The 24,233-nt window shown below is 64.3% G+C and carries 20 protein-coding genes; 3 read left to right on the top strand and 17 right to left on the bottom strand.

Annotated features, from left to right (window positions below; all coding sequences use genetic code 11):
• Positions 1 to 77: 77 nt before the first annotated feature.
• A complete protein-coding gene (locus AC0L20_RS27305) occupies positions 78 to 2,045 on the top strand; it encodes a methyl-accepting chemotaxis protein (RefSeq protein WP_473293829.1) in 1,968 nt (655 codons plus the stop codon).
• Positions 2,046 to 2,213: 168 nt separating this feature from the next.
• On the opposite strand, the gene AC0L20_RS27300 is transcribed toward AC0L20_RS27305, so the two are convergent.
• Entirely contained in the window at positions 2,214 to 2,858 is a 645-nt protein-coding gene (locus AC0L20_RS27300; protein WP_473293828.1) for a TetR/AcrR family transcriptional regulator, read from the bottom strand.
• A gap of 115 nt (positions 2,859 to 2,973) precedes the next feature.
• Here AC0L20_RS27300 and AC0L20_RS27295 point away from each other — a divergent pair, with 115 nt between their 5' ends.
• Positions 2,974 to 3,618, top strand: a complete 645-nt coding sequence (locus tag AC0L20_RS27295) for a glutathione binding-like protein (protein WP_473293827.1) — start codon at positions 2,974 to 2,976, stop codon at positions 3,616 to 3,618.
• 86 nt (positions 3,619 to 3,704) lie between these two features.
• Here the strand turns inward: AC0L20_RS27295 and AC0L20_RS27290 are convergent, their stop codons facing one another.
• From AC0L20_RS27290 to AC0L20_RS27225, 14 genes are all read right to left on the bottom strand, one after another.
• On the bottom strand, positions 3,705 to 4,505 hold the full coding sequence (locus AC0L20_RS27290) for a substrate-binding periplasmic protein (RefSeq protein ID WP_473293826.1): 801 nt from the start codon (positions 4,503 to 4,505) through the stop codon (positions 3,705 to 3,707).
• A complete protein-coding gene (locus AC0L20_RS27285) occupies positions 4,506 to 4,898 on the bottom strand; it encodes a c-type cytochrome (protein WP_473293825.1) in 393 nt (130 codons plus the stop codon).
• Between the two features lie 63 nt (positions 4,899 to 4,961).
• Positions 4,962 to 6,680 (bottom strand): outer membrane protein assembly factor BamB family protein, encoded by a 1,719-nt coding sequence (locus AC0L20_RS27280; RefSeq protein WP_473293824.1) that lies wholly within the window; start codon positions 6,678 to 6,680, stop codon positions 4,962 to 4,964.
• A 357-nt stretch (positions 6,681 to 7,037) separates the two neighbouring features.
• Positions 7,038 to 8,342 carry a TRAP transporter large permease gene (locus AC0L20_RS27275; protein ID WP_473293823.1) on the bottom strand — a complete coding sequence of 435 codons (1,305 nt, stop codon included), beginning with the start codon at positions 8,340 to 8,342 and terminating at the stop codon, positions 7,038 to 7,040.
• A 34-nt stretch (positions 8,343 to 8,376) separates the two neighbouring features.
• Positions 8,377 to 8,970, bottom strand: coding sequence for a TRAP transporter small permease subunit (locus tag AC0L20_RS27270; RefSeq protein ID WP_473293822.1), 594 nt, complete (start codon positions 8,968 to 8,970; stop codon positions 8,377 to 8,379).
• A 9-nt stretch (positions 8,971 to 8,979) separates the two neighbouring features.
• Entirely contained in the window at positions 8,980 to 9,978 is a 999-nt protein-coding gene (locus tag AC0L20_RS27265; RefSeq protein WP_473293821.1) for a TRAP transporter substrate-binding protein, read from the bottom strand.
• 39 nt (positions 9,979 to 10,017) lie between these two features.
• Entirely contained in the window at positions 10,018 to 11,676 is a 1,659-nt protein-coding gene (locus AC0L20_RS27260; protein WP_473293820.1) for a hydantoinase B/oxoprolinase family protein, read from the bottom strand.
• A gap of 3 nt (positions 11,677 to 11,679) precedes the next feature.
• Positions 11,680 to 13,764, bottom strand: a complete 2,085-nt coding sequence (locus AC0L20_RS27255; protein ID WP_473293819.1) for a hydantoinase/oxoprolinase family protein — start codon at positions 13,762 to 13,764, stop codon at positions 11,680 to 11,682.
• A gap of 140 nt (positions 13,765 to 13,904) precedes the next feature.
• Positions 13,905 to 14,756, bottom strand: coding sequence for an NAD-dependent protein deacetylase (locus AC0L20_RS27250; protein WP_473293818.1), 852 nt, complete (start codon positions 14,754 to 14,756; stop codon positions 13,905 to 13,907).
• A gap of 37 nt (positions 14,757 to 14,793) precedes the next feature.
• Positions 14,794 to 15,924 (bottom strand): helix-turn-helix transcriptional regulator, encoded by a 1,131-nt coding sequence (locus AC0L20_RS27245; protein WP_473293817.1) that lies wholly within the window; start codon positions 15,922 to 15,924, stop codon positions 14,794 to 14,796.
• Positions 15,925 to 15,976: 52 nt separating this feature from the next.
• Complete coding sequence (locus AC0L20_RS27240) at positions 15,977 to 16,600, bottom strand: hypothetical protein (RefSeq protein ID WP_473293816.1); 624 nt, start codon at positions 16,598 to 16,600, stop codon at positions 15,977 to 15,979.
• Between the two features lie 16 nt (positions 16,601 to 16,616).
• Entirely contained in the window at positions 16,617 to 17,975 is a 1,359-nt protein-coding gene (locus AC0L20_RS27235; protein ID WP_473293815.1) for a hypothetical protein, read from the bottom strand.
• Positions 17,976 to 18,252: 277 nt separating this feature from the next.
• Positions 18,253 to 19,089 carry an SDR family oxidoreductase gene (locus AC0L20_RS27230; RefSeq protein WP_473293814.1) on the bottom strand — a complete coding sequence of 279 codons (837 nt, stop codon included), beginning with the start codon at positions 19,087 to 19,089 and terminating at the stop codon, positions 18,253 to 18,255.
• Between the two features lie 73 nt (positions 19,090 to 19,162).
• Positions 19,163 to 20,482, bottom strand: coding sequence for a solute carrier family 23 protein (locus AC0L20_RS27225; protein WP_473293813.1), 1,320 nt, complete (start codon positions 20,480 to 20,482; stop codon positions 19,163 to 19,165).
• 125 nt (positions 20,483 to 20,607) lie between these two features.
• On the opposite strand from AC0L20_RS27225, the gene AC0L20_RS27220 reads away from it, so the two are divergent.
• Positions 20,608 to 21,942, top strand: a complete 1,335-nt coding sequence (locus tag AC0L20_RS27220) for a dicarboxylate/amino acid:cation symporter (protein ID WP_473293812.1) — start codon at positions 20,608 to 20,610, stop codon at positions 21,940 to 21,942.
• A gap of 176 nt (positions 21,943 to 22,118) precedes the next feature.
• Here AC0L20_RS27220 and AC0L20_RS27215 read toward each other — a convergent pair whose 3' ends face one another.
• Both AC0L20_RS27215 and AC0L20_RS27210 read right to left on the bottom strand, forming a co-directional pair.
• A complete protein-coding gene (locus AC0L20_RS27215) occupies positions 22,119 to 23,702 on the bottom strand; it encodes an ABC-F family ATP-binding cassette domain-containing protein (RefSeq protein WP_473293811.1) in 1,584 nt (527 codons plus the stop codon).
• 174 nt (positions 23,703 to 23,876) lie between these two features.
• Positions 23,877 to 24,224 (bottom strand): RidA family protein, encoded by a 348-nt coding sequence (locus tag AC0L20_RS27210; protein ID WP_007596366.1) that lies wholly within the window; start codon positions 24,222 to 24,224, stop codon positions 23,877 to 23,879.
• Positions 24,225 to 24,233: the final 9 nt, after the last annotated feature.

Genomic DNA, 24,233 nt, shown 5'->3' with positions numbered 1-24,233 from the left:
GGCCGGTATCCCGTTCACCCTCTCTTAGCGAGAAGTTGATAGGCGTTGTTAATCAACGCTCAACGAACGAGTCGGACATGCGCTTCACGCTCGGCCTCAGGATGCGGATCACGGTTGCGCTGGCGGTGACGGCAGCCGCGACGGCGCTGTTTGCGGTGCTCGGGGCGATGTGGATCATCGCGGGGATCATCGACCGCGCCGACCAGCGCGAGCTGCGCAGCCATTACGATGCCCTGCAATCGCGCATCACTGAGGAGTCCCGCCGCGCCGCCGCCATGAGCGCCGTCGTCGCCGCAATACCAGCTACGCAGGACGCGATGGCCAAACAGGATCGCAACGCCCTGGTCGGCCTGTTCGGGCCGGTGTTTGCCGCGACCAAATCGGAGTACGGCGTCGAACAGTTCCAGTTCCACGTGGCACCCGCGACCTCGTTCCTGCGCGTGCACCAGCCTGCTAAATTTGGCGACGACCTCTCGGGCTTCCGCAAAACCGTGATCATCGCCAACCAGGAGCACAAGGTCGTGGTTGGCCTCGAGGGTGGCCTGGCCGGGCTCGGCATCCGCGGCGTCGTGCCGATCGCGCAAGGCGGCAAGCATCTCGGCTCAGTCGAGTTTGGCCTGACCTTCGGCCAGTCCTTTCTGGACGATTTCAAGAGCAACCGCCATGTCGACATCGCCTTCCACCTCGCGGACGGCGGCGGCTTCAAGCTGTTCGGCGGCACGCTGAAGGGCAAGAGCTTCTTCGATGCGGCCGATTACGGCCGCGCCGCCGGCGGCGACTTCACGATACGGCAGGCCAAGCTCGACACCACGCCGGTGGCCGCGCTGCTCGGACCGATCAGGGATTTTTCCGGCAAGTCGCTCGGCGCGGTCGAACTGGTGATGGACAATGCCGACTATGTGGCCTCTGCCGACCGTGCCTGGCTGCTGGCATTCGGCATCGCCGCGCTCGGGCTCGTGCTCGCCGCCATCGTCGGCTATCTCATCGCCCGCAGCATCTCGCGTCCGATCATCTCCATCACCACGGTGATGCGCGAGCTGGCCGACGGACACCTCGATGTCGCCGTCCCCGCCAGCAAGGCGAATGACGAGGTCGGCGCGATGGTCAAGGCTGTCGCGGTGTTCCGCGACAACGCCCTCAACTTCAACCGGCTCCAGACCGAACAGGCCGACACTAAGGCGCAATCCGAAGCGGAGAAACGGCGCGCGTTCGCCGCGCTCGCCGACAATTTCGAGGCCAGCATCCGCGACGTCGTCACCACGGTCTCCTCGGCCGCGGTCGAGATGGAGAACACGGCGCGCTCGATGTCCGATATCGTCGAGCGATCACGACAGCAGACCGGCACGGTGTCGTCCGCCTCGGCGCTCGCCTCGGAGAATGTGCAGACGGTTGCTGCCGCCGCGGAAGAGCTGTCGTCGTCGATGACAGAGATCAGCCGGCGCCTTGCGCACGCGACCGCGGTGGTCGGCAAAGCTGCGAGCGACGGACGACGGTCGAATGAGCGAGTGCAGAGTCTGGCCGACGCCGCGCAGAAAATCGGCGACGTCGTCTCCTTCATCAGCGGCATCGCCGAGCAAACCAATCTGCTGGCACTCAACGCGACGATCGAGGCGGCGCGCGCGGGCGAAGCCGGCCGCGGCTTTGCGGTGGTCGCCTCCGAGGTGAAGGCGCTGGCCACCCAGACTGCCAAGGCGACCGAGGAGATCGGCGCGCAGGTGACGGCGGTACAAGGCGAGACCACCGGCGCAGTGGACGGCATCCAGTCGATCTGCGCGACGATTCAGGAGGTCGACGAGATCTCCGCCGCGATTGCCGCCGCCGTCGGCCAGCAGGGTACCGCGACGCAGGAGATCGCGCAGAACGTCCAGCAGGCAGCCGCCCGCACCGGCGAGGTCTCGCAAAACATCGCGGGCGTCACCGCCGGCATCGCCGCGACGGGAACAGCGGCCGAGGAAGTCCTGGGCTCGGCGATCGAGCTGTCGAAACAATCGCAGCGGCTGCGCGACGAGGTGGACCGCTTCCTCGCGCATATTCGCGCAGCGTAGCGGGCTACAACTCAGTGTCGTCCTGGCGAAAGCCAGGACCCATTACCCCAGGGAGGAGCTGCGGCGCGACGGCGGCAACTCCGAATCTTCGCCAAATCGAATTCGGTGGCTATGGTCCTGGCTTTCGCCAGGACGACGTTTGGGAGATAGCTCGCGCCACGCAACCGCCTAGCTCTTTCCTCCCACCATCAGGTCGATCGCCCCCTTCACGATCGCCTCGAGCTCTTTCCGCGACACACGCGCGCGGGAGCGGATGGCAATTGAATGCACGGTCGCTGAAGCGAGCTGCGCCAGCACGGCGGGATCGGCGCTCTCGGACAACTCGCCTTTCTCCTTGGCGCGGCGGAAGCAACTTGCAAATGCCTTGTCGAGCTCGTTGAGGCCATCGAGCACCATGGCCCGGATGTCGGGATCGCCGACCGCCTCGGAGGCCGCCGTGACCACGGTGAAGCAGCCGCGCGGACCGGTCTCGCCGGAGAGATAGATGTTCAGCGCGGAGGCGAAGATGCGCTCCAGCCGCCGGCGCACGGGCATCTCCTGGCGAAAGATCTCCACCATCGATGCGCGCGCTTCCTCGCGGTAGCGCTGATAGCTCTTGATGTAGAGCTCGCGCTTGTCGCCGAAGGCGCCATAGAGGCTGGGGCGATTCATGCCGGTGGCTTCGCTGAGATCGTCGAGCGAGGTCGCCGCGAAACCCTGCGTGCGGAACAGGTCGAGCGCCTTGCCCAGCGCGACGTCGGGTTCATAGGCGCGCGGACGGCCGCGGCGTTTGGGCTCACTGGCAGCAGCTGGCGGTTTCGCTTTTTGTACCATTTCGAATTTAATCCTTGACCGCCCCCATAATATGCAAGACAGTACAAAAATCAATCTGGCCGGGTTGAGCGACACTCCAAAAGTCACATCGAAGAATTGCCCAAGGAGGCTCAAGATGGATCTTTATTTCTCGCCCCTCGCCTGTTCGATGGCGAGCCGCGTCGCGCTGTATGAAGCCGGAGCGGAAGCCAATTATCTCGAAGTCGATCCGCCGACCAAGACAGTGCTGAGCGACGGCACTGATTTCCGGACCGTGAATCCGATCGGCCTGGTGCCGACACTGCGCACCGATGAAGGCGTGGTGCTGACCGAGAACGCCGCGATCCTGCAATATATCGCCGACCGCTTCCCGCAATCGGGCCTCGGCGCCGCAGCGGGCATCGATCGCACGCGGCTGCATCAATGGCTCTGCTTCATCGGCACCGAACTGCACAAGGGCCTGTTCATCCCGGTGCTCGACCGCAAGGCGCCGCAGGAGACGAAAGCCTATGCGCTGGAGAAGAACCTGTCGCGGCTGGACTATCTCGACAATTACCTGAAGGGGCGCGACTTCCTGCTCGACCATTTCAGCGTCGCCGACGCCTATCTCGTCACGGTCATCAACTGGACCATGGCGACGCCGCCGATCGAGCTCGCGAAATGGCCGAGCGTGAAGGCCTATTACGAACGCCTGCGTCAACGGCCGTCGGTCGCACGCGCGATCGCGGAAGAGTTCGAGCTGTACAAGGCCGAGCAGGCGCGGAAGAAGGCCGCGGCGTAAGCGACATTCGAAATAACCCGTCGTTCCGGACAATTCGGCCGGGGCGACGGGTTAAACAGCGCGACTGACGCGCCCGGAACAATTGGCTATTTTGGCATCTGCACTACGACCCCGTAGCGGCCGTATATCCGATCGATCGTGCCGTCGTTTCGCAGCCGTTCAACCGCTCCATCGATGGTGTCGCGCAATGCATCATCCGGACGGACCATGCCGACCGCGACATTCCAGTTGAGATCGGCTACGGACTCGTCGCGATCCAGGATACGAAATGCCTTGTCCGGATGCGTCAGATTGAAATAACTCGCCGCAGTGGGTGTGACCGCAGCGGCATCGATCTCATGGTTTGACAAGGCATCGAGGCTGTCGCTCTCGAAGCCGAAAGTCGACGTCGGGACGTGCCGTTGACTGATGATCATGGCAGCGACGGATCCGACCTGCACGCCGACCTTGGTATGCTCGTTGAGGCTCTGGAACGAGGCGAGCGCGCTGGATGAGGGGACGGCGAGCGCGACGCCCGTGCGATAATACGGTTTTGAGATTTTCAGGCGGGTTTCACCCTGCGCTTCGCGGTCGGCGATGACATCCAGAACGATGTCGCATCCGGCGCTCCGCATCTGGTACTGGGTGATGATCCAGTCGAGCCGCAGCGACACCCCGAGCTCGTGTGCCAGCGCCTGGCCCAATTCAATCTGAAAGCCGGGAGGATCGGCGGCCTTGCTTGCGAACGGAAGCGAGTTCGGATGGGCGCATAATCCGAGCACACCGGACGCGCGGATCGCGTCCAGGGTCCGCCCCTGCGCAGGATTCAGCAATCCGATCACGGCGCCGACCACAAGCGGGAGAACTGTCTTCGTTCCGCGTTCTCGTATCGACATCGGCTGGTCCATTCAGCCCTCGCGCGGCTTCAGGGCGCGGATGTATTTGACGATCTGGTCGATCTGCGCGTCGGTGAAGGCCCCGCCGAATGCCGGCATCGCACCAGACTTGCCGTTTTTGATACGGCTGTGCAGATAGTCGTCGTCGCGCGGCGAATTCATCAGCTGCGGTCCTTTGCCGGCAGCCCGGCCGCCAGCGGAGTGACAAAAGCCGCAAGTCCCTGCGAATAACTGCTCGACGTCGAACGTCCCGTTGTCGGGTACGGGAGCGGCAGACTGCGCCTGAACCGGTGCGGCATACAGCGACGAGGCGCCCAGCACCGCCGATAGCAGCGCGGTGATCTTCTTCAAATGCAAGTTCAAGGTACCCAGCTCCATATCCTGAAGCACGATGTCCTGAAGCACGCCCGGAAATTCCCAATGCGCGGGAAGCAAGCTTACGCCTGCTCCCCGGCAATCTGCGATGATCTATTTCAAGCTGAAGACGACGAGCGCCCCGTCATCACGCGGCATGCTCTTGTAGACGCCGCCGAAGTTTGGCGCGTATTCGTCTGCCAGCATGCCGCCAAAGCCAGCGGCCACGGCAATGTACTGCTTGCCATTGACGGAATAGCTGACGATGCCGCCCTGGTGGCCGGTGCCGTTGTTGTGACTCCACAGCTCGGCCCCGGTTTCGGCATCGTAGGCATGAAGGATCCCGCGGGAGTCGGGCACGAATACGAGATTGCCCGCAGTCGACAGCACACTTCCGAGCGGCGGCTCGGGATAGCGAACCTCCCACTTCTTGGCGCCGGTGATGGGGTCGCGCGCGTCGAGATGTCCATAGATCTCTCCGCCCGGAGGGGGTACCATCTTGAAATCGGCGCCGATGTTGAGCTGGACCTGGGGCGCTGTGACCGGCGTCGTCTTCTGGACGTCGAGCGTCATGCACCATTCCTGGCCGATCTTGTAGTACAGGCCGGTCTTCGGGTTGTAGGAGCCGGCGTTCCAGCTGACGCCGCCGCCAATGAAGGGGCACAGCGGCGGTTCGGTGACCTTCCCGGCGCTGAAGTCGCGACGGCCGATCAAGGCACCGGTCTTGGGATCGATATCCTTGACGAAATTGATGTTCTCAACGAGCCGCCAGACATTCTTCACGGCGAGATTGCGGTCATAGACGAAGACGAAACCGCCCTTGTTCGGGTGAACCACGAACTTCTGACCGTCACGTTCGAGCATCACAAATTCGCCGACCGCGCTATCGAAATCCCAGGCATCGTGCGGCAATTCCTGATGATGGAATTTCAGCCTGCCGGTATCGACGTCGAGACCAATCACCGAACTCGTGTAGAGATTGTCGCCGGGACGCGCGCCTTGCGTCTTGTAATCGGCGCCCGACCAATCGTAGAGCGGCGCCGGGTTTGCGGTGCCCCACAGGATCGTGTTGGTCTCGGAATCGTAAGTGCCCGGCATCCAGCCACCGCCACCGCCCGTGCGCCAGGAATCGTTTCCCCACGTCTTCATGGCCTCGTCGGTGCCGGCGACGGTCAAGAACTCCCACTTCTTCTTCCCGGTGGTGGCATCCAGGCCGAAGATCGGGCCGCGGCCCGGCCATTCACCGCCTTGCGCTCCGATGATCACCGTACCCTTCGCGTAAAGCGGTGCACCGGTGAAACCGACCGTGAGCTTCTGGGAGTCGATCAGCCTGGTTTCCCAGAGGACCTTCCCCGACTTCATATCCAGGCCAAGAACCCTGCCGTCCATGGTGCCGACGAAAACCTTGCCCTCGCCGAGCGCTACGCCGCGATTGTAGGGAGAATGGGTCTGACGGGAGATCAGGGCTTCGTCCAGCTCCGGAAAATGGGACCAGATCACCTCGCCTGTCGCGCCGTTGAGCGCAAAAACCCGGCTGTAAGAACCCGAGTAATAGAGCACGCCATCCGCCGCGAGGGGCATCGATTGCAGGCCGCGGGTCGAGCGTCCTGGAATATGGGTCCAGGCAACGTTCAGATTGGCGATATTATTTGCATTGATCTGCGCCAGCGGGCTGTAGTGATAGGACTTGTATGAACCGTGATAGGTCAGCCAATCGTTCTGACCGCCGTTCTCGATCCGCGCAGTATCCACGGACTGGGCCAAGGCCGACGACACCATCAGCGTCGCGCCGGCAATAAGAGGTAGACCAGACTTACACCAACGCTTCTTCATCCGTTCCTCCCGCTTTATGTTTGTTTAACTTGCGTCTCACAGACGCCGCCGCGAGGGATGTTGCGGTCCACTATCTGTCGGTTCTTCTCCATCGCATACGAGCCGCCAACGGCTCTCGATCTCTCTCGGCGGACATCGCCAAAAGGTGCTACGTCTTTGGACTGGTTGCAGTTGTGCTTATCCTCGCTCCGGCAGCGTACGCCGGATGACGACGAGCGCAAAGATGGAACACGCGCACGGCGCGAATTTGACGCGCGGCGCGGATCACAAACGTCAGTTGCGCTGTCCGGTTCGTTTGGCCTCGCAGTCTCAGACTGCTGCGGGCGGACGCGATAGCGCCAAGGCCGGAGGAAGGATTTACCCGTACAGCACGCGCGGGAGGATCGTGACGATGCCGGGCCAGAGCGTCAGCAGCAGCACGAAGCCGACCATGATGAGCAGGTACGGCATCGTGACGCGCGCGATGTAGCCGAGGCCATCGTCGGTCAAGCCCTGGATGACGAACAGGTTGAAGCCGACCGGCGGCGTGATCTGGGCCATCTCGACCGCGAGCACGAGGAAGATACCGAACCAGATCTCGTCGAAGCCAGCCCCCTTCACGATCGGCAGCACGATCGGCAGCGTCATCACGATCATCGAGAAGCCGTCGAGGAAGCAGCCGAGGATCAGGTAGAAGATAATCAGCACCACGATCAGCATGAAGGGCGATAGCCCCAAGCCCTTCACGAAGGCGGCGACGGCCTGCGGGATGCCGAGGAAGGCCGCGGCGTTGCCGAGGATCGAGGCGCCGAGCACGATCAGCGCGATCATCGAGCAGGTCACGACCGAGCCGATCAGCACGTCGCGCATCACCTGCTGTGACATCGAGCCCTGCGCCCAGGCGACCAGCGCGGCGCCGAACACGCCGACCGCGGCGGCTTCCGACGGCGTCGCCAGCCCGCCATACATCGAGCCGAGCACGCAGGCGATCAGGAACAGCGCCGGCGCGAGGTCCTTCAGCGCCGCAAAGCGTTCGCGCCACGGCACCTGCGAGAGCTTTGCCTCGGACTCCGGCACCAACGTGCGGTTGAACGTCGTGTGCAGCATCACCCATCCCATGAAGGTGGCCGCCAGCAGAAGGCCAGGCAGCACGCCGGCGGTAAAGAGCTTGAGAATAGAGACGTCGCCCAGCACGCCATAGATGATCATGATGTTGGATGGCGGGATCAAAAAGCCGAGCGTGCCGGCGCCGGCGAGCGAGCCGATCGCGATGTCGCGGGAATAGCCGCGGCGCGTGAGCTCGTTCAGCGACATGCGGCCGATCACCTGCGTCGTCGCCGCCGACGAGCCGGAGATCGCCGCGAAGATGGTGCAGCCGATCACGTTCACATGCAGAAGACGACCCGGCAGCAGCCCCGCCCATGGCGCGAGCCCCTGGAACAGCGAACGCGACAGACGGGTGCGAAACAGCAACTCACCCATCAGGATGAACAGCGGCAACGCCAGCAGTTCCTGCGTCGTCAAGATGTTCCAGGCGTATTGCGGCAGCAGCTTGTCGAGCGGGATCGAGCGGAACATCGCCAGCAGCAGCGTCGCGGTGAGCGCAAGCGTCAGGCCGATCCATACGCCGCATGCCAGAAGCGCAAACAGGATCGCAAAGAGTGCAACGACTTCGATGGTCATGGAATCCGGTGTCCGCTGGCTGGCGCGTGGGCGATCATTCGACGGGCGAGGCCTTCATGCGGTGATCTTCCAGCGGCAGGCCGAGCACGGCCTGGATCGCGCGCGCCAGGAACTGCAGCGTCAGCAGCAGCATGCCAAAGGTGACGACTCCTTGCGGAAACCACAGCGGGGTGTCGCTCGAGGTCGAAACCTGGCCGCGCACATAGGCGCCGAAGGCGAACTTCGCCATCGACGATGTCAGGAAGGCCATGAAGGCGAGGCCTGCGGCGGCCGACAGGATTTCGATCGCGCGCTGAAAGGGGGCCGGGACGTTCTTCAGCAGCAGCACGACACGGATATGGCCGCCGACACGCAGGGTCATGGCGGCGCCGAACGTGAAGGACGCCGCCATCAGATAGGAGGAATATTCCCACGCGATCGAGATCGTGGGCGGGAAGAACGGCAGGAAGTTCGAGAGGAAGCGCGTTGCGACCTCGCATAGCATCAGCAACGTCAGCATCAAGAGGCAGCCGCCTCCGATCCAACCGTCCAGCCGGCCAAGACGGTCGATGCCGTCGAGCAGAATGCGCAGCGGCGCTGGCGCCGCCGCGTTGAGACTTTGGGACGACGCAGGCAGGACATCCGCCACGGCCCGTCCTCAGCGCTTCATTTCGGCGAGATAGGCCCGCACCGGCTTGTCGGCCGCCGGCACGCGCTTGACGAAAGCGTCGAGCTGCGGCGCGGTCTTGGCGCGAATGTCCGTGATCATGGCTTCCGAGACCGGCACCACCTCCATGCCGCCTTCCTTGAGGCGGTTGAGGCTGTCGACGTCCGCCTTGAGCGAGTTCGCCCAGAAGCCCGGCTCCATCTTGGCGGCAATGCCCGCGACGAGCTGTTGCTGATCGGCGCTCAGTGCCTTCCAGGAATCGAGGTTGACGGTGAGCATCTGCGACGACCAGACGTGGTTGGTCGGGTAGATGTATTTCAGGAATTCCCAGAATTTACCGTCGACGCCCGACACCGCCGAGGTGGAGACGCCGGAGACCGCGCCGGAGGCCAGCGCCGGGATGGTCTCGCCCCAGGGGATCATCACCGGCGCCATGCCGACGACGGCCAGCATATCGACGGCGTTCTTGTCGGGCACGCGGATCTTGATGTTCTTCAAGCCGTCGACATCGGCGACCTTGACCTTGAGGTGCAGATATTGCGTCGGCCAGGGCACGATGTAGAGGATCTTCTGGTTGTTGCGCGCGGCGACCTTCTCGTATTCGGGCCGCACATATTTGTGCAGCACCTTCAATTCGTCCATCGAGCCGCAGAGAAAGGGAATGCTCTCGACGCCCATGAAGGGCTCGTCGCCGACCTGCTGGATGTTGAGGACGTCGGCAAGCGGCACCAGGCCGTCGCGCACGGCGCGCAGATGCTCGGGGCCCTTGAAGCCGAGCTGGCCGCCGGCCTTCACGGTGATCGTGACCGAGCCGCCGCTCTGCTTCTTCACCTCGTCGGCGAAGGCAAACGCGTTCTGGGTGTGGAAATTGCCGTCGGGCCATACCGTCGACATGTCCCAGCTCACCGTCGCGGCCCGCGCGCGGGTCGAGATGTGGCCGGCTGCGAGCAACGTCGCTGCGCCCGCTGTAAAATTCCGTCGCGTGATCATTGAGCCCCTCCGTTTGCTACGCGCACGACGCCTGAAGCGTCATCGCGTATGCCCATAAACTGCAACCGCGTTGTCGGCAGACACGAGGCCGCTTTCGATGTCGTCGTTGACGGCTGTCGGCGCGCGCTCCCGGGGATCGCCGATGCCGGCGCCGCCTGGCGTCAGCACCACCAGCCGGTCGTCCGGCGGCACCTGCTGAAAGCCTTTTCCACGCAGCTTCTTGCCGGACTTCAGGCCGACATAGCCGGCCTCGCCGTTCTTGCCGCCATCGCGGCCGCGTGGCGGATGATCGATGCGGTCGAATGCCGCCAGGATGTCGAACGGCGCATCGACGCCGCTGCCGACTTCGATGATCTGGCCGAGGCCACCCCGGGTGCGCCCTGCCCCGCCCGAATCCGGACGCAGCTCCTTGCGCCAGAAGATCAGCGGCGTCTGCGTCTCGGCGATCTCGACCGGCGTGCCGCGCACGCCGCTGGGATAGGCGGTCGCCGACAGACCGTCCTTCGCGAAGCGCGCGCCGGTGCCGCCATTGGAGGTCACCGCCATGGAGAATCCGTAATTGCCGCCGGCACCCGAGCGGGTCTGTCCGCGCACGTTGAGATTCCACAGGCACGAGGTGCCTTCCGCGGGCACGCGCTCGGGAATGATCTGGCGCAGGCAGCCGAACACGACGTCGGGCAGCATCTGGCCGATGATGTGACGCGAGGCGACCGGCGCCGGCTTCGGTGCATTGAGGATCGCGCCCGGGGGAGCCGACACCGTCAGCGGCGAGAGCGAGCCGGCATTGTTCGGGATCTGCGAGGCGACGACGCAGCCGAGACCGAACACGGTGTAGGCGATGGTGTAGGACAGAGGCACGTTGATGCCGAACCTGGACGCGGCCGAGGTGCCGTCGAAATCGACGTGGATGCCTTCATCCGAGATCGTCAGCGTCGCCTCGAGCGAGACCGGCGCGTCATAGCCGTCGACCACCATGGTGTTGTGCCAGGTGCCCTTCGGCAGCTTGGCGATCTCGGCCAGCACGGCCTCGCGCGAGCGGTCGCAGATGTAGTCGCCGAGCGCATCGAGCGAGTCGATGCCGAACTCGGTCATCATCTCGACCAGGCGCTCGCAGCCGACATCGTTGCAGCCGGCGAGCGAGTAGGTGTCGCCCTCGGTGTCGATCGGCAGCCGCGTGTTGGTGCGGATCATCGCCATCAGCGTCTCGTTGACGACGCCCTGGTCGATCAGCTTCAGCATGGGGATGTAGAGCCCCTCCATGAACACATCGGTGGCGTCGGGCCCGAAGCCGATGCCGCCGATGTCCATGAGATGGCTGGTGCAGGAAAACAGCGCGACCGGCTTGCCGTCCTTGAAGCAGGGCGTGGTGACGACGAAATCGTTGAGATGGCCGGTGCCCATCCAGGGATCGTTGGTGATGTAGGCGTCGCCCTCCTTCATCGTCTCGATGGGAAAGTGGGCGATGAAGTGCTTGACCGATTCCGCCATCGAGTTGACGTGGCCGGGCGTGCCGGTCACCGCCTGCGCCAGCATCCGTCCCTTGAGGTCGAACACGCCGGCCGAGAGGTCGCCGCATTCGCGCACGATCGGGCTGAAGGCGGTGCGGAGCAGCACCTGCGCCTGCTCCTCGACCACGGCGATCAGCCGGTGCCACATGATCTGGAGGTCGATCAGGCTCGCGCCGCTTGCCTTGCTCATCTATCAAGCTGCCTTCCGTTCCATGACGATGCTGCCGGCACCGTCGATATGGGCATCAAAACTGTTGGAGACGAATGTCGAGGTCTCGTCCTCCGCGATCACGGCGGGACCTGCAATCGTCGCGCCCGGCGCCATGTCCTCACGGCGGTAGAGCGGGATCTCGATCACCTCCCCGGCCCGGCCGTCGAAGAACTTGCGGCTGCCGGTCGCCTTGCCGGCCGGCTTGCGCGTCACGGCCGCGACCGTAGCCGGATTGCGCGCCTCGGTCGTCGCGAGCACGGACCAGCTCAACACCTCGATTGCCGCACCCGGGATCGATCGTTCGAACATCGCCGCATAATCCGCCTCGAACTTCTGGCGCAGTCCGGCCAGATCGGCCGTCTCCAGCCGCCGGTTCGGCAACTCGATCGAGATCTCATGGCCCTGGCCGACATAGCGCATGAAGGCGGCGCGGCGCTCGCGGACCGGCGCGCCTGCTGCTCCCGTCTCGACCAGCGCACGCGCCTCGGTCACCATCTCCTGGAGCAGGTCGGAAACACCATCGGTGTCGAAATCGTCGAGCCGCACATGACGGCTGCGCACCAGCTCGTAGGCGATCGGAGCCGCAAGGAAGCCCACGGCCGAGCCGACGCCGGCGTTGGAAGGGACGATCACGCGGGAGACACCGATCTTCTCGGCGACGCGCGCCGCATGCAGTGGCGCCGCGCCGCCGAAGGCGATCAGCGTGTGCTGCCCGACAATCTCACCGCGCTCGACCGCATGCACGCGCGCCGCGCTCGCCATGTTCTCGCAGACGACCTCGTGCACGGCATAGGCTGCAGTCTCAGCCGACAGACCCAGCGGCTCGCCCACGGCGCGCAGCAGCGCCTGCTTCGAGAGTTCAGGGTCGAGCTTGATCGTTCCACCCGCGAAATCGTCGGGATCGATCATGCCCAGCGCAACGTCGGCATCCGTCACCGCCGGGCGCAGGCCGCCGCGGCCATAGCAGGCGGGCCCTGGCTCCGACGAGGCACTTTCGGGACCGACCGTGACGCGCTTCATCGCGTCGACATGGGCAATCGAGCCGCCGCCGGCGCCGATCTCGACCATCTCGATCACGGGTATCCGCACCGGCAGACCTGAACCTTTCAGGAAGCGCGCAGCGCGATCGACCTCGAACACGCGCGAGGTCTCGGGCTGGTATTTCTCGATCAGGCAGATCTTTGCCGTGGTGCCGCCCATGTCGAAGGACAGCACCTTGCTCTCGCCGAGACGCGCCGCGATCTGCGCCGCGAAGATGGCGCCGCCGGCAGGACCGGATTCGACGAGGCGCACCGGAAAACGCCGCGCCGTCTCGATCGAGGTGACGCCGCCGCCGGAGGTGACGAGATAGATCGCGCCGCGGTACTGCTCGACCTGCAAGGCATCGGACATGCGGGCAAGATAACCGTCGATCAGCGGTTGCACGTAGGCGTTGGCCACCGCGGTCGATGTGCGCTCATATTCGCGGATCTCCGGGCACACCGCGGACGATACGGTCACGGAAATGCCGGGCATCTCCTCACTGATGATCGCGGCCGTGCGGCGCTCGTGCTCGGGATTGGCGTAGGAGTGCAGGAACGCGACCGCGACGCTCTCGACATTCAGCGCGCGCAATCTTGGCGCGAGCGCGCGCACCGCAGCTTCGTCCAGCGGGAGGCGGACGGCACCGTGGGCGTCGATACGCTCGGGCACGGTGAAGCGCAGGGATCGCGGCGCCAGCGGCTTCGGCTTGTCGATGGAGAGGTCATACTGGTCGTAGCGGCTCTCGGTGCCGATATCGAGCACGTCGCGAAAGCCCTCCGTCGCGATCAGCGCCGTCTTGGCGCCGCGACGCTCGATGATGGCGTTGGTCGCCAGCGTCGTGCCATGAATGAAGACGTCGATGTCGCTGATATGGGCGCGCGCATCGGCGAGAATGAGCCGCATGCCATCGAGCACCGCCTGTTCGGGGCGCTGCGGCGTCGTCAGCAGTTTGCGCGTCTTGCGATCCTGCCCCACGTCCAGCACGATGTCGGTGAACGTGCCACCGATATCGACGGCAAGCCGCACCTCGGCTCCCTCAAGCATTCCAAATTCTCCGTGCTGATCGTCAAGACTGAGGACAAAAGCGCAGCAATTTCCATGCCATGGGTGACAGGAACATGCTGTGTCCAGCTATTCTGCTTGGCACCCATGCAATAGGCAAGGCGTGTTCGCAGCCCGCGCGATCAGAGCAGGAATGCAAGCGCCGCCTCGCAGCGCTCCTCGACCTTCAGCGTAAGGAGATCATCGGCGCGGGTGCGTCCGAGATTGACCGCAGCGATCGGGATTTGCCGTTGCGCGGCAGCCTGCACGAAGCGGAAGCCGGAATAGACCATCAGTGACGAGCCGACGACGAGCATGGCGTCGGCCTGCGCCAGATGAGCCTGCGCGGTAGCAACCACGTCGCGCGGGACGTTCTCGCCGAAGAACACGACATCGGGCTTGAGGATGCCGCCGCAGACTTCGCAAGGAGGCACCTTGAACGACGAAAAATCCGCATGCTCCAGGTCCGCATCGCCGTCGGGTGCATCGGCGGCATCGAGCGTCAACCATTCCGCATTGGCGCGGCCGAGCATCTCCTGGAATTCGCTCCGCGGCGTCTTTTGGCCGCAGTCCATGCAGCGGACCAGATCGAGCCGGCCGTGCAGGTCGATTACCTGGCGGTGGCCGGCGGACTGATGCAGCCGGTCGACGTTCTGGGTCAGCAGCATTCCGCAACGTCCGCTCGCCTCGAGCCGGGCAAGCGCGTGATGCGCATCGTTCGGCCTCGCCTGGCCGAACCGCCGCCAGCCGATCAGGCTGCGCGCCCAATAGCGCCGGCGCGTATGCTCTTCCGACATGAAAGCCTGGAAGTTCACAGGCTGGGTCCGCTTCCAGTTGCCGTGACTGTCGCGATAGTCGGGAATGCCCGAATTGGTGCTGCAGCCGGCACCGGTCAGAACGAACAGATTTTCGTGCCGGCCGACGAAGTCCCGGAGCGGATGATTTGCCAGCGGATCATTTGCCAGAGGATTATTTGCCAGAGGATTATTTGCCATGGCGCAGATGTAGTCCGCGCAGGCCGGTTTTGCCAGATCACGGCCGTTCGGACCGGTCGAATCCCGCAATCAGCTTCACGAGCTCGCTCTGCCGCGCCGTACCGGTCTTGCGGAAGACGTTGTGGAGGTGTGTCTTGACGGTCGCCTGCGTCAGCCCGAGCAGCTCGGCCAGCGCCTTGACACCGCTCACCTTCATGACGGCGTCGATCAGGCGGACCTCGCTTGCGGTGAGCCTGTAGAGTTTTGCAAGCGCCTCCAGCGGCGGCGGATTGGCCGGCGAGGCCTTGCGCACGAACACCGCGGCAACCGCGGAATGCAGCGCGCCGGTACGCCGCCGGTCCCCCGAGGTCAACGGCAGCACATTGGCAAACCAGCGGCCTTGCGAGGTCCCGAGCGGAATCGAGCCGCCGCTGTCTGTCGGCGTGTTGCCGTTCTCCGCGGCGACAAGCGCTTCGCGCAACGCGCGCTGCGCGTCGAGGGCAACAGCGAACAACGTTCCGTTTCTTTCCGTGAGCAGCGCGGCCTCGTCCAGCATCGCGCGTCCGGGCGCGTTGGTAAAGGCGAGGCGTCCGTTGGGACCAACCAGAAACACGGCGGCCGTGACGCTGTCGAGCGTCTGGGTCAACACCGCCTGTGTCGCCCTGTTCTGATCGAACAGCCGGCCAATCGAGACCGCGCGCTGGAAGTGCGGCACGATCAGAGCAAACCGGCTGCGGGCGTCGGCGTCGGCGAGACCGTCTTTCTCATGCATCCGGACACTGACGATCGATGAATAGGTTGCGCCCTTCTCCAGATTCGATCCGAGCGCATCGATCATGCCCTGCGGCTTCATCCACTCTTCGTAGAAGCGCGTCGCCACCATCTCCTCGAAGGGGACGAAGTCGGTTGATGCATAGACGAGGCCAGCCTCGCAGAAAGTGGCCGCTGGAAAGCACGGATTCAAGGCGAGATATTTCTCGAGATAGAGCTTTGTGTAGTCCGGCTCCTCATTGAAGAGGTGCAGCACCGCGGTTTGCTCGGTGGCCGCGTCATGCCAGAACAGGGCGCCGGACGACCCGCCAACAAACTGGCAGGCCTGTTCGAGGGCGCGCGACCATAGGGCGGGATCGAGCGCGGCGTCGTAAATCAGGCCGGTCAGGTCTGACAGCAGAGCGGCTTCGGATATCACGGCGGGCTCTCCGACTTGTCGAGCAACAGATTCGGCATCCGCACCTCGTCCCTCATTGAGTCGAGACCGGGGACTGTTTCGCAGGCGCGCCCGGCTTCGGCGGGGCGGATTGCTTCTGTGAGACGACGGCCTTGCCAGGCGCAGCTTCAGGTGCGGCGGGCGCCACCGGTGCGGACTGCCCCACCGACAATGACACGCCGAACACACGCCATTGTCCTTCGACCGGCGCGAACATCAGTTCGAAATTCACCTGAGACGGCACCGACGGAAAAAATCCTGCCATGTGCAGGAGCCCGTTCGGCTCGATCTGCGGCAGCAGCGACAATTGCGGATCGATCACGGCAAGACCGGAGAGATCGAGCTTATCGCCACGCTGCTTGGCAAAGATCTCCGCAAGCTTTGCGGCGGTGTTGACCTGGAAGCCGGGCGCGCCGAGGTCGCGCAGCACGGTGTAGTTCCCGGTCTTGTTGGCGTGGTCGAGCGCGAGCAGCGTCGAGCGGATCAGCATCAGCACACCGTTGCGGTCGATATTGGCGGGCTTGGCCGCCTGCTGCTGCGACGGCGGCGTCTGGTGGGGCTGCAGCGGCGTCTGCTGCGCAGCTGTCGTCACCGCCCCCAGGATCAGAAGACCGGCAATCGGAAGACCAAGGCCCGCGCTCAACCAACGCAGCGTCATGACGAATGGGTTCTTCCTACCACTGGATCGAGACAGCACCACGTCCACCTGCAACGCTGCGCTCGAGCCCGATACCGCCGCCTGCATTGGCGATAATAGCATAGCTCTTGCCGTCATAGAGCAGTGCCGTTGCGCCGACCGCAAACGCGTTGGCGCCCTCGAAATTGCCGTAGCCGGCCGAGAGCGCGAATTTGCGCCCCTGTTGCAGCGCCGGCATCGAGCCGGCCGCGAGCGCGACAGCGGTGCCGCTGCGGGCTTCGAGCCGGTTGTCCATCACCTGCGACTGCAACGAGGTCACCTGCGACTGCAGCGAGGTGATGTTCGCCGGGTTGAAGCTGGACGTTGCCAGATTGCCGGCCGCATCGGTCGTCACGAAGGACACCGGTCCACTCTGTGCCGCAAGGCTCGCCGCCGACGCGACCCCGGCCATGCGATAAGTGTTGCTGGCGGTCCCGATCGCGACCTGGTTGACGGCCGTTGCTGTCGCACCGGAGCCGATGGCGGTAGAGTTCGCAAAGCCTGCCGAGGCGCCGGTGCCGATGGCGACGGCATTCGCGCCGGTGCCGGCGATTGCACCATCGCCGATAGCGATACCACTTGCACCGATGGCGCTGGAACTGTTGCCGGCCGAGAGGGAATTGGTGCCGCTTGCGATGGCCGCGTTGCCCAAGGCAACGGCGTTCGCGGTGCCGGCACTCGCTCCGCTCCCGATAGCCGTCGAAGACACACCCGCGGCAACGCTGCTGATGCCGATCGCGATCGATTTGCTGCCGGTCGAGACGGCACCTACGCCGCCGACGCCATCGCCGCCTCCCATCGCCAGACTATAATTCCCCGTCGAACTGGCAGCAGAAGCTCCCGAAGCACCACCGCCGATCGCAGTGCTGTAGACGCCGCCCGCCGTACTGTTGGCGCCAAAGGCACTCGCGGCCACGCCGGTCGCCTGACTGGTCACGCCGATCGCCGTACTGTTGTCCGCGGTCGCCTGAGCGATTCCGCCGATCGCGATGGCGCTGTGACCGCTCGCATTGCTGAGGACGCCGCTCGCCACGCTGGCGGTGCCGCTCGCCGTGCTTCCGTTACCGATCGCCACGCTGCCACTGCCGCTTGCTGTACTGTTGCCGAACGCGCTGCTGCCACCGCCGCTCGCGTCGCCGCCGCAAGACACGCCGCCCAGCGCTGTGCCAAGAGGGGCGCCTGTCACCGCCTCGCCGCAGACCTGCGCGGCAGCGGGCGCGGAAGCCAACGCCAGCACGAGCATCGAGAGCGCTGCAGATAGAAGGACGCCGACCCCAGGCCTTGGCCGCCTCCGAATTTGAGCGGCAGACGTGCGGGATTTCAGGCGAAACAGCGCCTCAGCAATCACACTAAGCATTTGCGCTCTCAATTCTGAGAAATCGGCCGATCTTGATCGATCGGTTGGCCCAAATTTGCGAAGGGACGGATGGGAATGTCCCATCGATCCCGGGTTCGGCGAGGGTGAAGGGAGATGGCGGACCGCACATCAACCGTTCGGTTGAGTTCGTCCGCGCGTGCAGCGCCGACAGCCCGCTTTTTTCCGACTGTTGCTGGATTGCATCGCGAAAAGTCTCGACGATGAGCGTCGGCGCCGCAGGCAGCCCGCGAGAACAGCAAGGACGCTCGTGATCTTGCTAGCTCGCCCAATTGTCCCGGAACTCGGGAAACAGCGTCAGGCCTCCGCAGGCGTAGATGGTCTGGCCGGTGATGTAGCTTGCCTCGTCCGAGGCGAGGAAGGCAAACACGGCGGCGATCTCTTCCGGCGTGCCGACGCGGCCCATGGGAATATGGCTGGTGACCACGCCGCGCTTTTCCGGATCGCCGGTCCAGGCGGCGTTGATCGGGGTGTCGATCGCGCCGGGGCCGACCGCATTGACGCGAATGCCGCGGCCGGCGAATTCCAGCGCCAGCGTACGCGTCAGATTGGCCATGCCGCCTTTGCTGATCGAGTAAGCGAGGTAGCCGGGTTTCGGGATGATCTGGTGCACGCTGGAGCAGTTGATGATGCTGCCGCCTGCGCCGCGCGCGACGAAATGCGCGAGCGCCTTCTGGGCGCAGAACACGGCACCGTTGAGATTGACGTCGATGATGCGGCGGTAAGTTTCGATGTCGAGCGCTTCGTTCGGCGATTCCCGCTGGAAACCGGCATTGTTGACAAGGCAGTCGAGGCGCTTCCAACGCGCCAGAATCGTCTCGAACATCGCGGCAACCTCTTGCTCATGACCGACATCGGCCTTGACGATGATGTGATCGAGCCTGCCGTGGCCGCGATCACCCGACGCCGTCCGCGCGAGCGCGAGCGTCTCCTCAGCCCCTTCAGGGTGACCGAAATAGTTGATGGCCACGGTCGCGCCTTCCTGGGCAAGCCGGATGGCGACGGCGCGGCCGATGCCTTGGGAGGCGCCGGTCACCAGCGCGTACTGGCCGACAAGACGCGAGTGGAACGAGGTCGAGCGATCGGTTTGTGGCATGGGTTCTCTCCGGGATGCCCTGATCAGCGACGGAACCGGCTTTTTGTTCCATCCCCCAGCGCATCGCTGTGATTCATTCGACGCGGCGCGCGAATGGCGAAGTCAAGATCTGGTACAGGATGATGGCGCCAAAGGTTGCGGTGCCGATCCCGCCGATCGTGAAGGCGCCGAATTTGAGCGTGAGGTCGCCGGCGCCTGCGGTGAGCGCGACCGCCACGGTGATCAGGTTTGCCGGACTTGAGAAGTCGACCTTGTTCTCGACCCAGATCCGGCCGGCCATCGCGGCGATCAATCCGAACAGCACGATCGAGAGTCCACCGATGACAGGACCCGGGATCGACAAGATCAGCGCGCCGAATTTCGGCGAGAAGCCGAGCACGATCGACACCACCGCCGCGAAGGCAAACAGCGAGGTCGAATAGACCTTCGTGGCCGCCATGACGCCGATGTTTTCGGCATAGGTGGTAACGCCGGTGCCGCCGCCGCAGGCCGCCACGATGGTCGCGAGGCTGTCGGCGAGCAAGGCGCGGCCGAGATAGTCATCGAGGCTCCGGCCCGTCATGGCGCCGACGGCCTTGATGTGACCGAGGTTCTCAGCGACGAGAATGATCGCAACCGGCGCGATCAGGACGATCGCATCGGCCTGGAAGGTCGGCGTGGTAAAAGTCGGCAGGCCGATCCACGGCGCAGCCGCAAGCGGGGTGAAGTCGATCGGCTTGCCGAAGCCGAGGCCGTTCGCGAACAGCAGGTACAAGAGATAACCGCCGATTGCGCCCAGAATGATCGGCAGGCGGCGCCACAAGCCAGGTGCGCCAACGGCAACCACGCCGATGATCAGAACGGTCGCGAGCCCGATTCCTGTGTCGAACGCATTGGCGCTCACGGCCTTAACCGCCACGGGTGCGAGGTTGAGACCGATCGCGGTTACCACGGCGCCGGTGACGGCCGGCGGCAACAGCCTCTCGATCCAGCCAACCCCCGACCACATCACGATCAGCGCGATCACGCCGTAGAGGACGCCGGCTCCGACGATGCCGCCAAGCGCAACCGACAGGTTCGGGTTCGGCCCGTGCCCAACGTAGCCGGTCGCGGCGATCACGACCGCGATGAACGCGAAGCTCGAGCCGAGATAGCTCGGCACACGCCCCGCGACGATGACGAAGAAGATCAGCGTGCCCATGCCGGAAAACAGCACCGCGACATTGGGATCGAACCCCATCAGCAGCGGCGCGATGATCGTCGAGCCCGACATTGCGACGCAATGCTGGAGACCGGAGACGACGGTCTGGCCAAGCGGCAGCCGCTGCTCGGGCATGATCACGCCGGAGGACTTCAGAGTCCAACGCGGAAAATAGCCTCGCGCTCGCTGTTCGGAGCCCGTTGCAATCGGCATGTTCCCCCCAGTTGCGGTGCAGCGATCGATCTTCGTGCGAACAGACAAAAATGTGATTGTCGCTTCTGCGGCGGCCATCACATGATGCAAATCAAACAAGATCAATACGTTCCGGGGCCTATTCTATGACACAGATTGCGATCCAGCCAGCCATCCACCGCCGGCACCAGCCCTGGTACAAGATTCTCTACATTCAGGTGCTGATCGCGATCGCGCTCGGGGTGCTCATTGGCTATTTCTATCCCGATCTCGGCAAGGCCCTGAAGCCGCTCGGCGACGGCTTCATCGCGCTGATCAAGATGATGATCGCGCCGGTGATCTTCTGCACGGTGGTGCACGGCATCTCCTCGATGGGCGACCTCAAGCGCGTCGGCCGCGTCGGGCTGAAGTCGCTGGTCTATTTCGAGACGGTCTCGACCGTCGCGCTCGCGGTCGGCCTGCTGGTCGGCGAGGTGCTCCAGCCCGGACACGGCTTCAACATCGATCCCGCCACGATCGACCCGAAATCGGTGGCGACCTACGTCACCAAGGCCAAGGAAGAAGGCATCGTCGCCCATCTGATGGCGATCATCCCAGACAGCTATCTGGGCGCCATCGCACGCGGCGATCTGTTGCAGGTGCTGCTGATCTCGATCCTGTCGGGCTTCGCCATCGCCTTTCTCGGCAAGGCCGGCGAGCCCATTGCGGAGGCGATCGACAAGGCCGCAAAGATGTTCTTCGGCATCATCCGCATCATCGTGCGCGTCGCCCCGATCGGGGCGTTCGGCGCGATGGCGTTCACCGTCGGCGCCTATGGCCTCGGTTCGCTGATCAACCTCGCGGCCCTGATCGGCACGTTCTATCTCACCAGCATCCTGTTCGTTGTGGTCGTGCTCGGCGCAATCGCGCGGCTCGCCGGCTTCTCGATCCTGCGCTTCATCGCCTACATCAAGGACGAGCTCCTGATCGTGCTCGGCACCTCCTCGTCGGAAACGGTGCTGCCGCAGATGATCCAGAAGATGGAGCATCTCGGCGCCTCGCGTTCGGTGGTCGGCCTCGTGATTCCGACCGGTTACAGCTTCAACCTCGACGGCACCAACATCTACATGACGCTGGCGACGCTATTCCTGGCGCAGGCGACCAATACCCATCTGACCATCTGGCAGGAGCTCGGCATTCTCGGCATCGCCATGATCACCTCGAAGGGCGCCTCGGGCGTGACCGGGGCGGGCTTCATCACGCTCGCGGCGACACTCTCGATCGTTCCTGACATCCCGATCCAGTCGATCGCGATCCTGGTCGGTATCGACAAGTTCATGAGCGAGTGCCGCGCGCTGACCAATCTGATCGGCAACGGCGTCGCCTGCGTCGTCATCAGCATCTCCGAAGGCGAGCTCGATCGCGAGGCGCTGCACGAGGCCATGGCCCATCCGCTGGAGATGGGTGAGGCGCTTGAACCGGGCGGCAGCGCCGCCTCCTAGGCCGGGCGCAGGTTGGCGGCGTCCGGTTCCAACGCGGTAGTTTCCCGGAGTGGTAAATTGGCGCGGCGCGAGTCACAACAATTAGGTTGGGATCACGGATTGATACTCATGTTTTTCCACCCGACGCGCTGGGGGCAGGGCGTCGGGTTTTTGTTAATCAACGATGGGCAGCCGATTTAGCCGGCCAGTTCGACCCTGCGCGTGATCCCGATCGCCTGCAAGAACGCCTCGTCATGGCTGACGACGAGCAGCGCGCCGTCATAGGCCCTCAAGCCCGCTTCGACGGCTTCGATGGATTCAATGTCCAAATGATTGGTCGGCTCGTCGAGGATCAGCAGCGACGGCGGCGTCGCTCCGCCCAGCACGCAGGCAAGGCCGGCGCGAAACATCTGCCCGCCGCTCAAATGTCCTGCGGTCTGCAAGGCCGCATCGGCGCGAAACATGAACCGGGCCAGTGCCGCATGGCATTCATTTGCACCCGCCTTCGGATGGAGGCGCCCGAAATTGTCCAGGATGGAGATCGCGGGATCGAGCAGACTGACTCTCTGATCGAACAGCGCAAGATCCGGCCTGACCCGCACGGTGCCGGAGAGCTGATGCAACTCGCCGGCGACGAGTTTCAGCAGCGTCGTCTTGCCGGAGCCGTTGGGCCCGACGATTGCCACGCGCTCCGGACCGACGATCGCGAGCGATAGATCGCGCAAGACTTCCCGATCCGGCCGATAGCCGGCGCTGACGCGATCGAGCCAAACCACCTCCCTGCCCGCCGGCAGTTGGGTCGAGGGCAGCTTCACCGACAGCGGCTGAAGAATCTCGATGCGCCGCCGCGCCGTATCGACGGCCTCGAGCGCATCCGCGCGCCGCCGCTCGGCGATCTCAGCGTTCTTGCCGCCGGTGTCTTCACTACGGTCCTTGCGCGCGCCGGCCAGAATGCGCGGCATGTCGCCCTTGGCGCGCTTCTTCTTGCCCCCGCTGTCCTTGCGCGCTTTCCTCTCCGCGGCCTCCTGCGCCTTCCCATCGATCTCGGACAGGCGCCTCTGGGCATGCGCGAGGTCGTGCCTGACAGCCGCAAGCGCAACGGCTTTCTGCTCGCAATAACTGCTCCAATTGCCGCCGTATCGCGCAGCTCCGAGCGACGTCAGCTCGACGATCGCATCCATGGTTTCGAGCAGGCTCCGATCCTGGCTGACGACGATCGCCCCACCGCGCCAGGACGCAAGGAAATCGATCACGGCCTTGCGCCCCTCCCGATCGAGATTGTTGGTGGGCTCGTCGAGCAGCAGGAAGTCCGGCTCCGCAAAGATCAGCGCCGCGAGACGAACCCGCGTGACCTGCCCGCCCGACAGGCGGTCGAGCTCGATCTCCGGAGCGACGTCGAACCCGACACGCGCAAGGGCGGATGCAAGCCGTGTTTCGACGGTCCAATCGACCTCGGAAACCTCCTCGGCCAAGGCATCCCCGCGCTCGGCACGGCGAAGCAGATCGAGCGCGGCTCGCGCACCGAACAGGTCGATCACCTTCGCACCCGCAAGGGGCTGGACGTCCTGGCGCAGCAGACCGACGGTACCTTTGACGACAATGCGCCCCGACTGAGGAATGTGCTCTCGCGAAATCGACGCAAGCAGCGTCGTCTTCCCGACGCCGTTGCGGCCGACGAGGCCGGTCCGCTCGGCGCCGAACGTCAGATCTATACTGGAAAAAAGAGAGCGGCCGTCAGGCGTGAACAGCGACAGGTTGGACAGGATGATTGAAGCAGGCATGGAATTCCCCGTGAGCAAGGCAGATCGGCTTTGCGGTCGGGGTAAAATCCATGACTCTCGAATATCCTGTTTGAGGCGCTCTCTAACTAATCCCATCGAAGGGCGAGATCAAGGCGAGGCTCGCAGGCACGACGGCGCGCGGGAAGCGCTGACGTGCCCCGCTGGCCCGCGCGATCAACCCTTTAGCGCGGTGACCACGACCTCGATCAGCGCGCTGCCGCCGAGATCGGCGACGCCGACGGTGGCGCGGGTCGGAAGATTGTCGCCGAAGAACTCGGTCCAGACCGCGTCCATCTCCTTCTTCTTGGAAAGATCCGTGACGAAGATCGAGGTGCTCACGACGCGCGACTTGTCAGTACCCGCTTCCTTCAGATAGCCGGCGATCTTGCCGAGGATATTGCGGGTCTGCTCGCCCATTGACACCGAGGTGTCGTCGGCGATGGTGCCGCCAATGAAGACAAAGCCATTGGCTTCGACGGCGCGGTGCATGATGGGCGTGCGGATGCTGCGGGTAATGCTCATGATGTCCTC

The organism is Bradyrhizobium sp. Kon58 (genome assembly GCF_055807455.1).
Note: the sequence above shows the minus strand (reverse complement) of the source record. Positions and strands in the feature narration are given on the sequence as shown.

Coding starts and splice junctions, on each gene's coding strand:
- AC0L20_RS27305 (WP_473293829.1), top strand. CDS start 78: ATGCGCTTCACGCTCGGCCTCAGGATGCGGATCACGGTTGCGCTGGCG.
- AC0L20_RS27300 (WP_473293828.1), bottom strand. CDS start 2,858: ATGGTACAAAAAGCGAAACCGCCAGCTGCTGCCAGTGAGCCCAAACGC.
- AC0L20_RS27295 (WP_473293827.1), top strand. CDS start 2,974: ATGGATCTTTATTTCTCGCCCCTCGCCTGTTCGATGGCGAGCCGCGTC.
- AC0L20_RS27290 (WP_473293826.1), bottom strand. CDS start 4,505: ATGGACCAGCCGATGTCGATACGAGAACGCGGAACGAAGACAGTTCTC.
- AC0L20_RS27280 (WP_473293824.1), bottom strand. CDS start 6,680: ATGAAGAAGCGTTGGTGTAAGTCTGGTCTACCTCTTATTGCCGGCGCG.
- AC0L20_RS27275 (WP_473293823.1), bottom strand. CDS start 8,342: ATGACCATCGAAGTCGTTGCACTCTTTGCGATCCTGTTTGCGCTTCTG.
- AC0L20_RS27265 (WP_473293821.1), bottom strand. CDS start 9,978: ATGATCACGCGACGGAATTTTACAGCGGGCGCAGCGACGTTGCTCGCA.
- AC0L20_RS27260 (WP_473293820.1), bottom strand. CDS start 11,676: ATGAGCAAGGCAAGCGGCGCGAGCCTGATCGACCTCCAGATCATGTGG.
- AC0L20_RS27255 (WP_473293819.1), bottom strand. CDS start 13,764: ATGCTTGAGGGAGCCGAGGTGCGGCTTGCCGTCGATATCGGTGGCACG.
- AC0L20_RS27250 (WP_473293818.1), bottom strand. CDS start 14,756: ATGGCAAATAATCCTCTGGCAAATAATCCTCTGGCAAATGATCCGCTG.
- AC0L20_RS27240 (WP_473293816.1), bottom strand. CDS start 16,600: ATGACGCTGCGTTGGTTGAGCGCGGGCCTTGGTCTTCCGATTGCCGGT.
- AC0L20_RS27235 (WP_473293815.1), bottom strand. CDS start 17,975: ATGCTTAGTGTGATTGCTGAGGCGCTGTTTCGCCTGAAATCCCGCACG.
- AC0L20_RS27230 (WP_473293814.1), bottom strand. CDS start 19,089: ATGCCACAAACCGATCGCTCGACCTCGTTCCACTCGCGTCTTGTCGGC.
- AC0L20_RS27225 (WP_473293813.1), bottom strand. CDS start 20,482: ATGCCGATTGCAACGGGCTCCGAACAGCGAGCGCGAGGCTATTTTCCG.
- AC0L20_RS27220 (WP_473293812.1), top strand. CDS start 20,608: ATGACACAGATTGCGATCCAGCCAGCCATCCACCGCCGGCACCAGCCC.
- AC0L20_RS27215 (WP_473293811.1), bottom strand. CDS start 23,702: ATGCCTGCTTCAATCATCCTGTCCAACCTGTCGCTGTTCACGCCTGAC.
- AC0L20_RS27210 (WP_007596366.1), bottom strand. CDS start 24,224: ATGAGCATTACCCGCAGCATCCGCACGCCCATCATGCACCGCGCCGTC.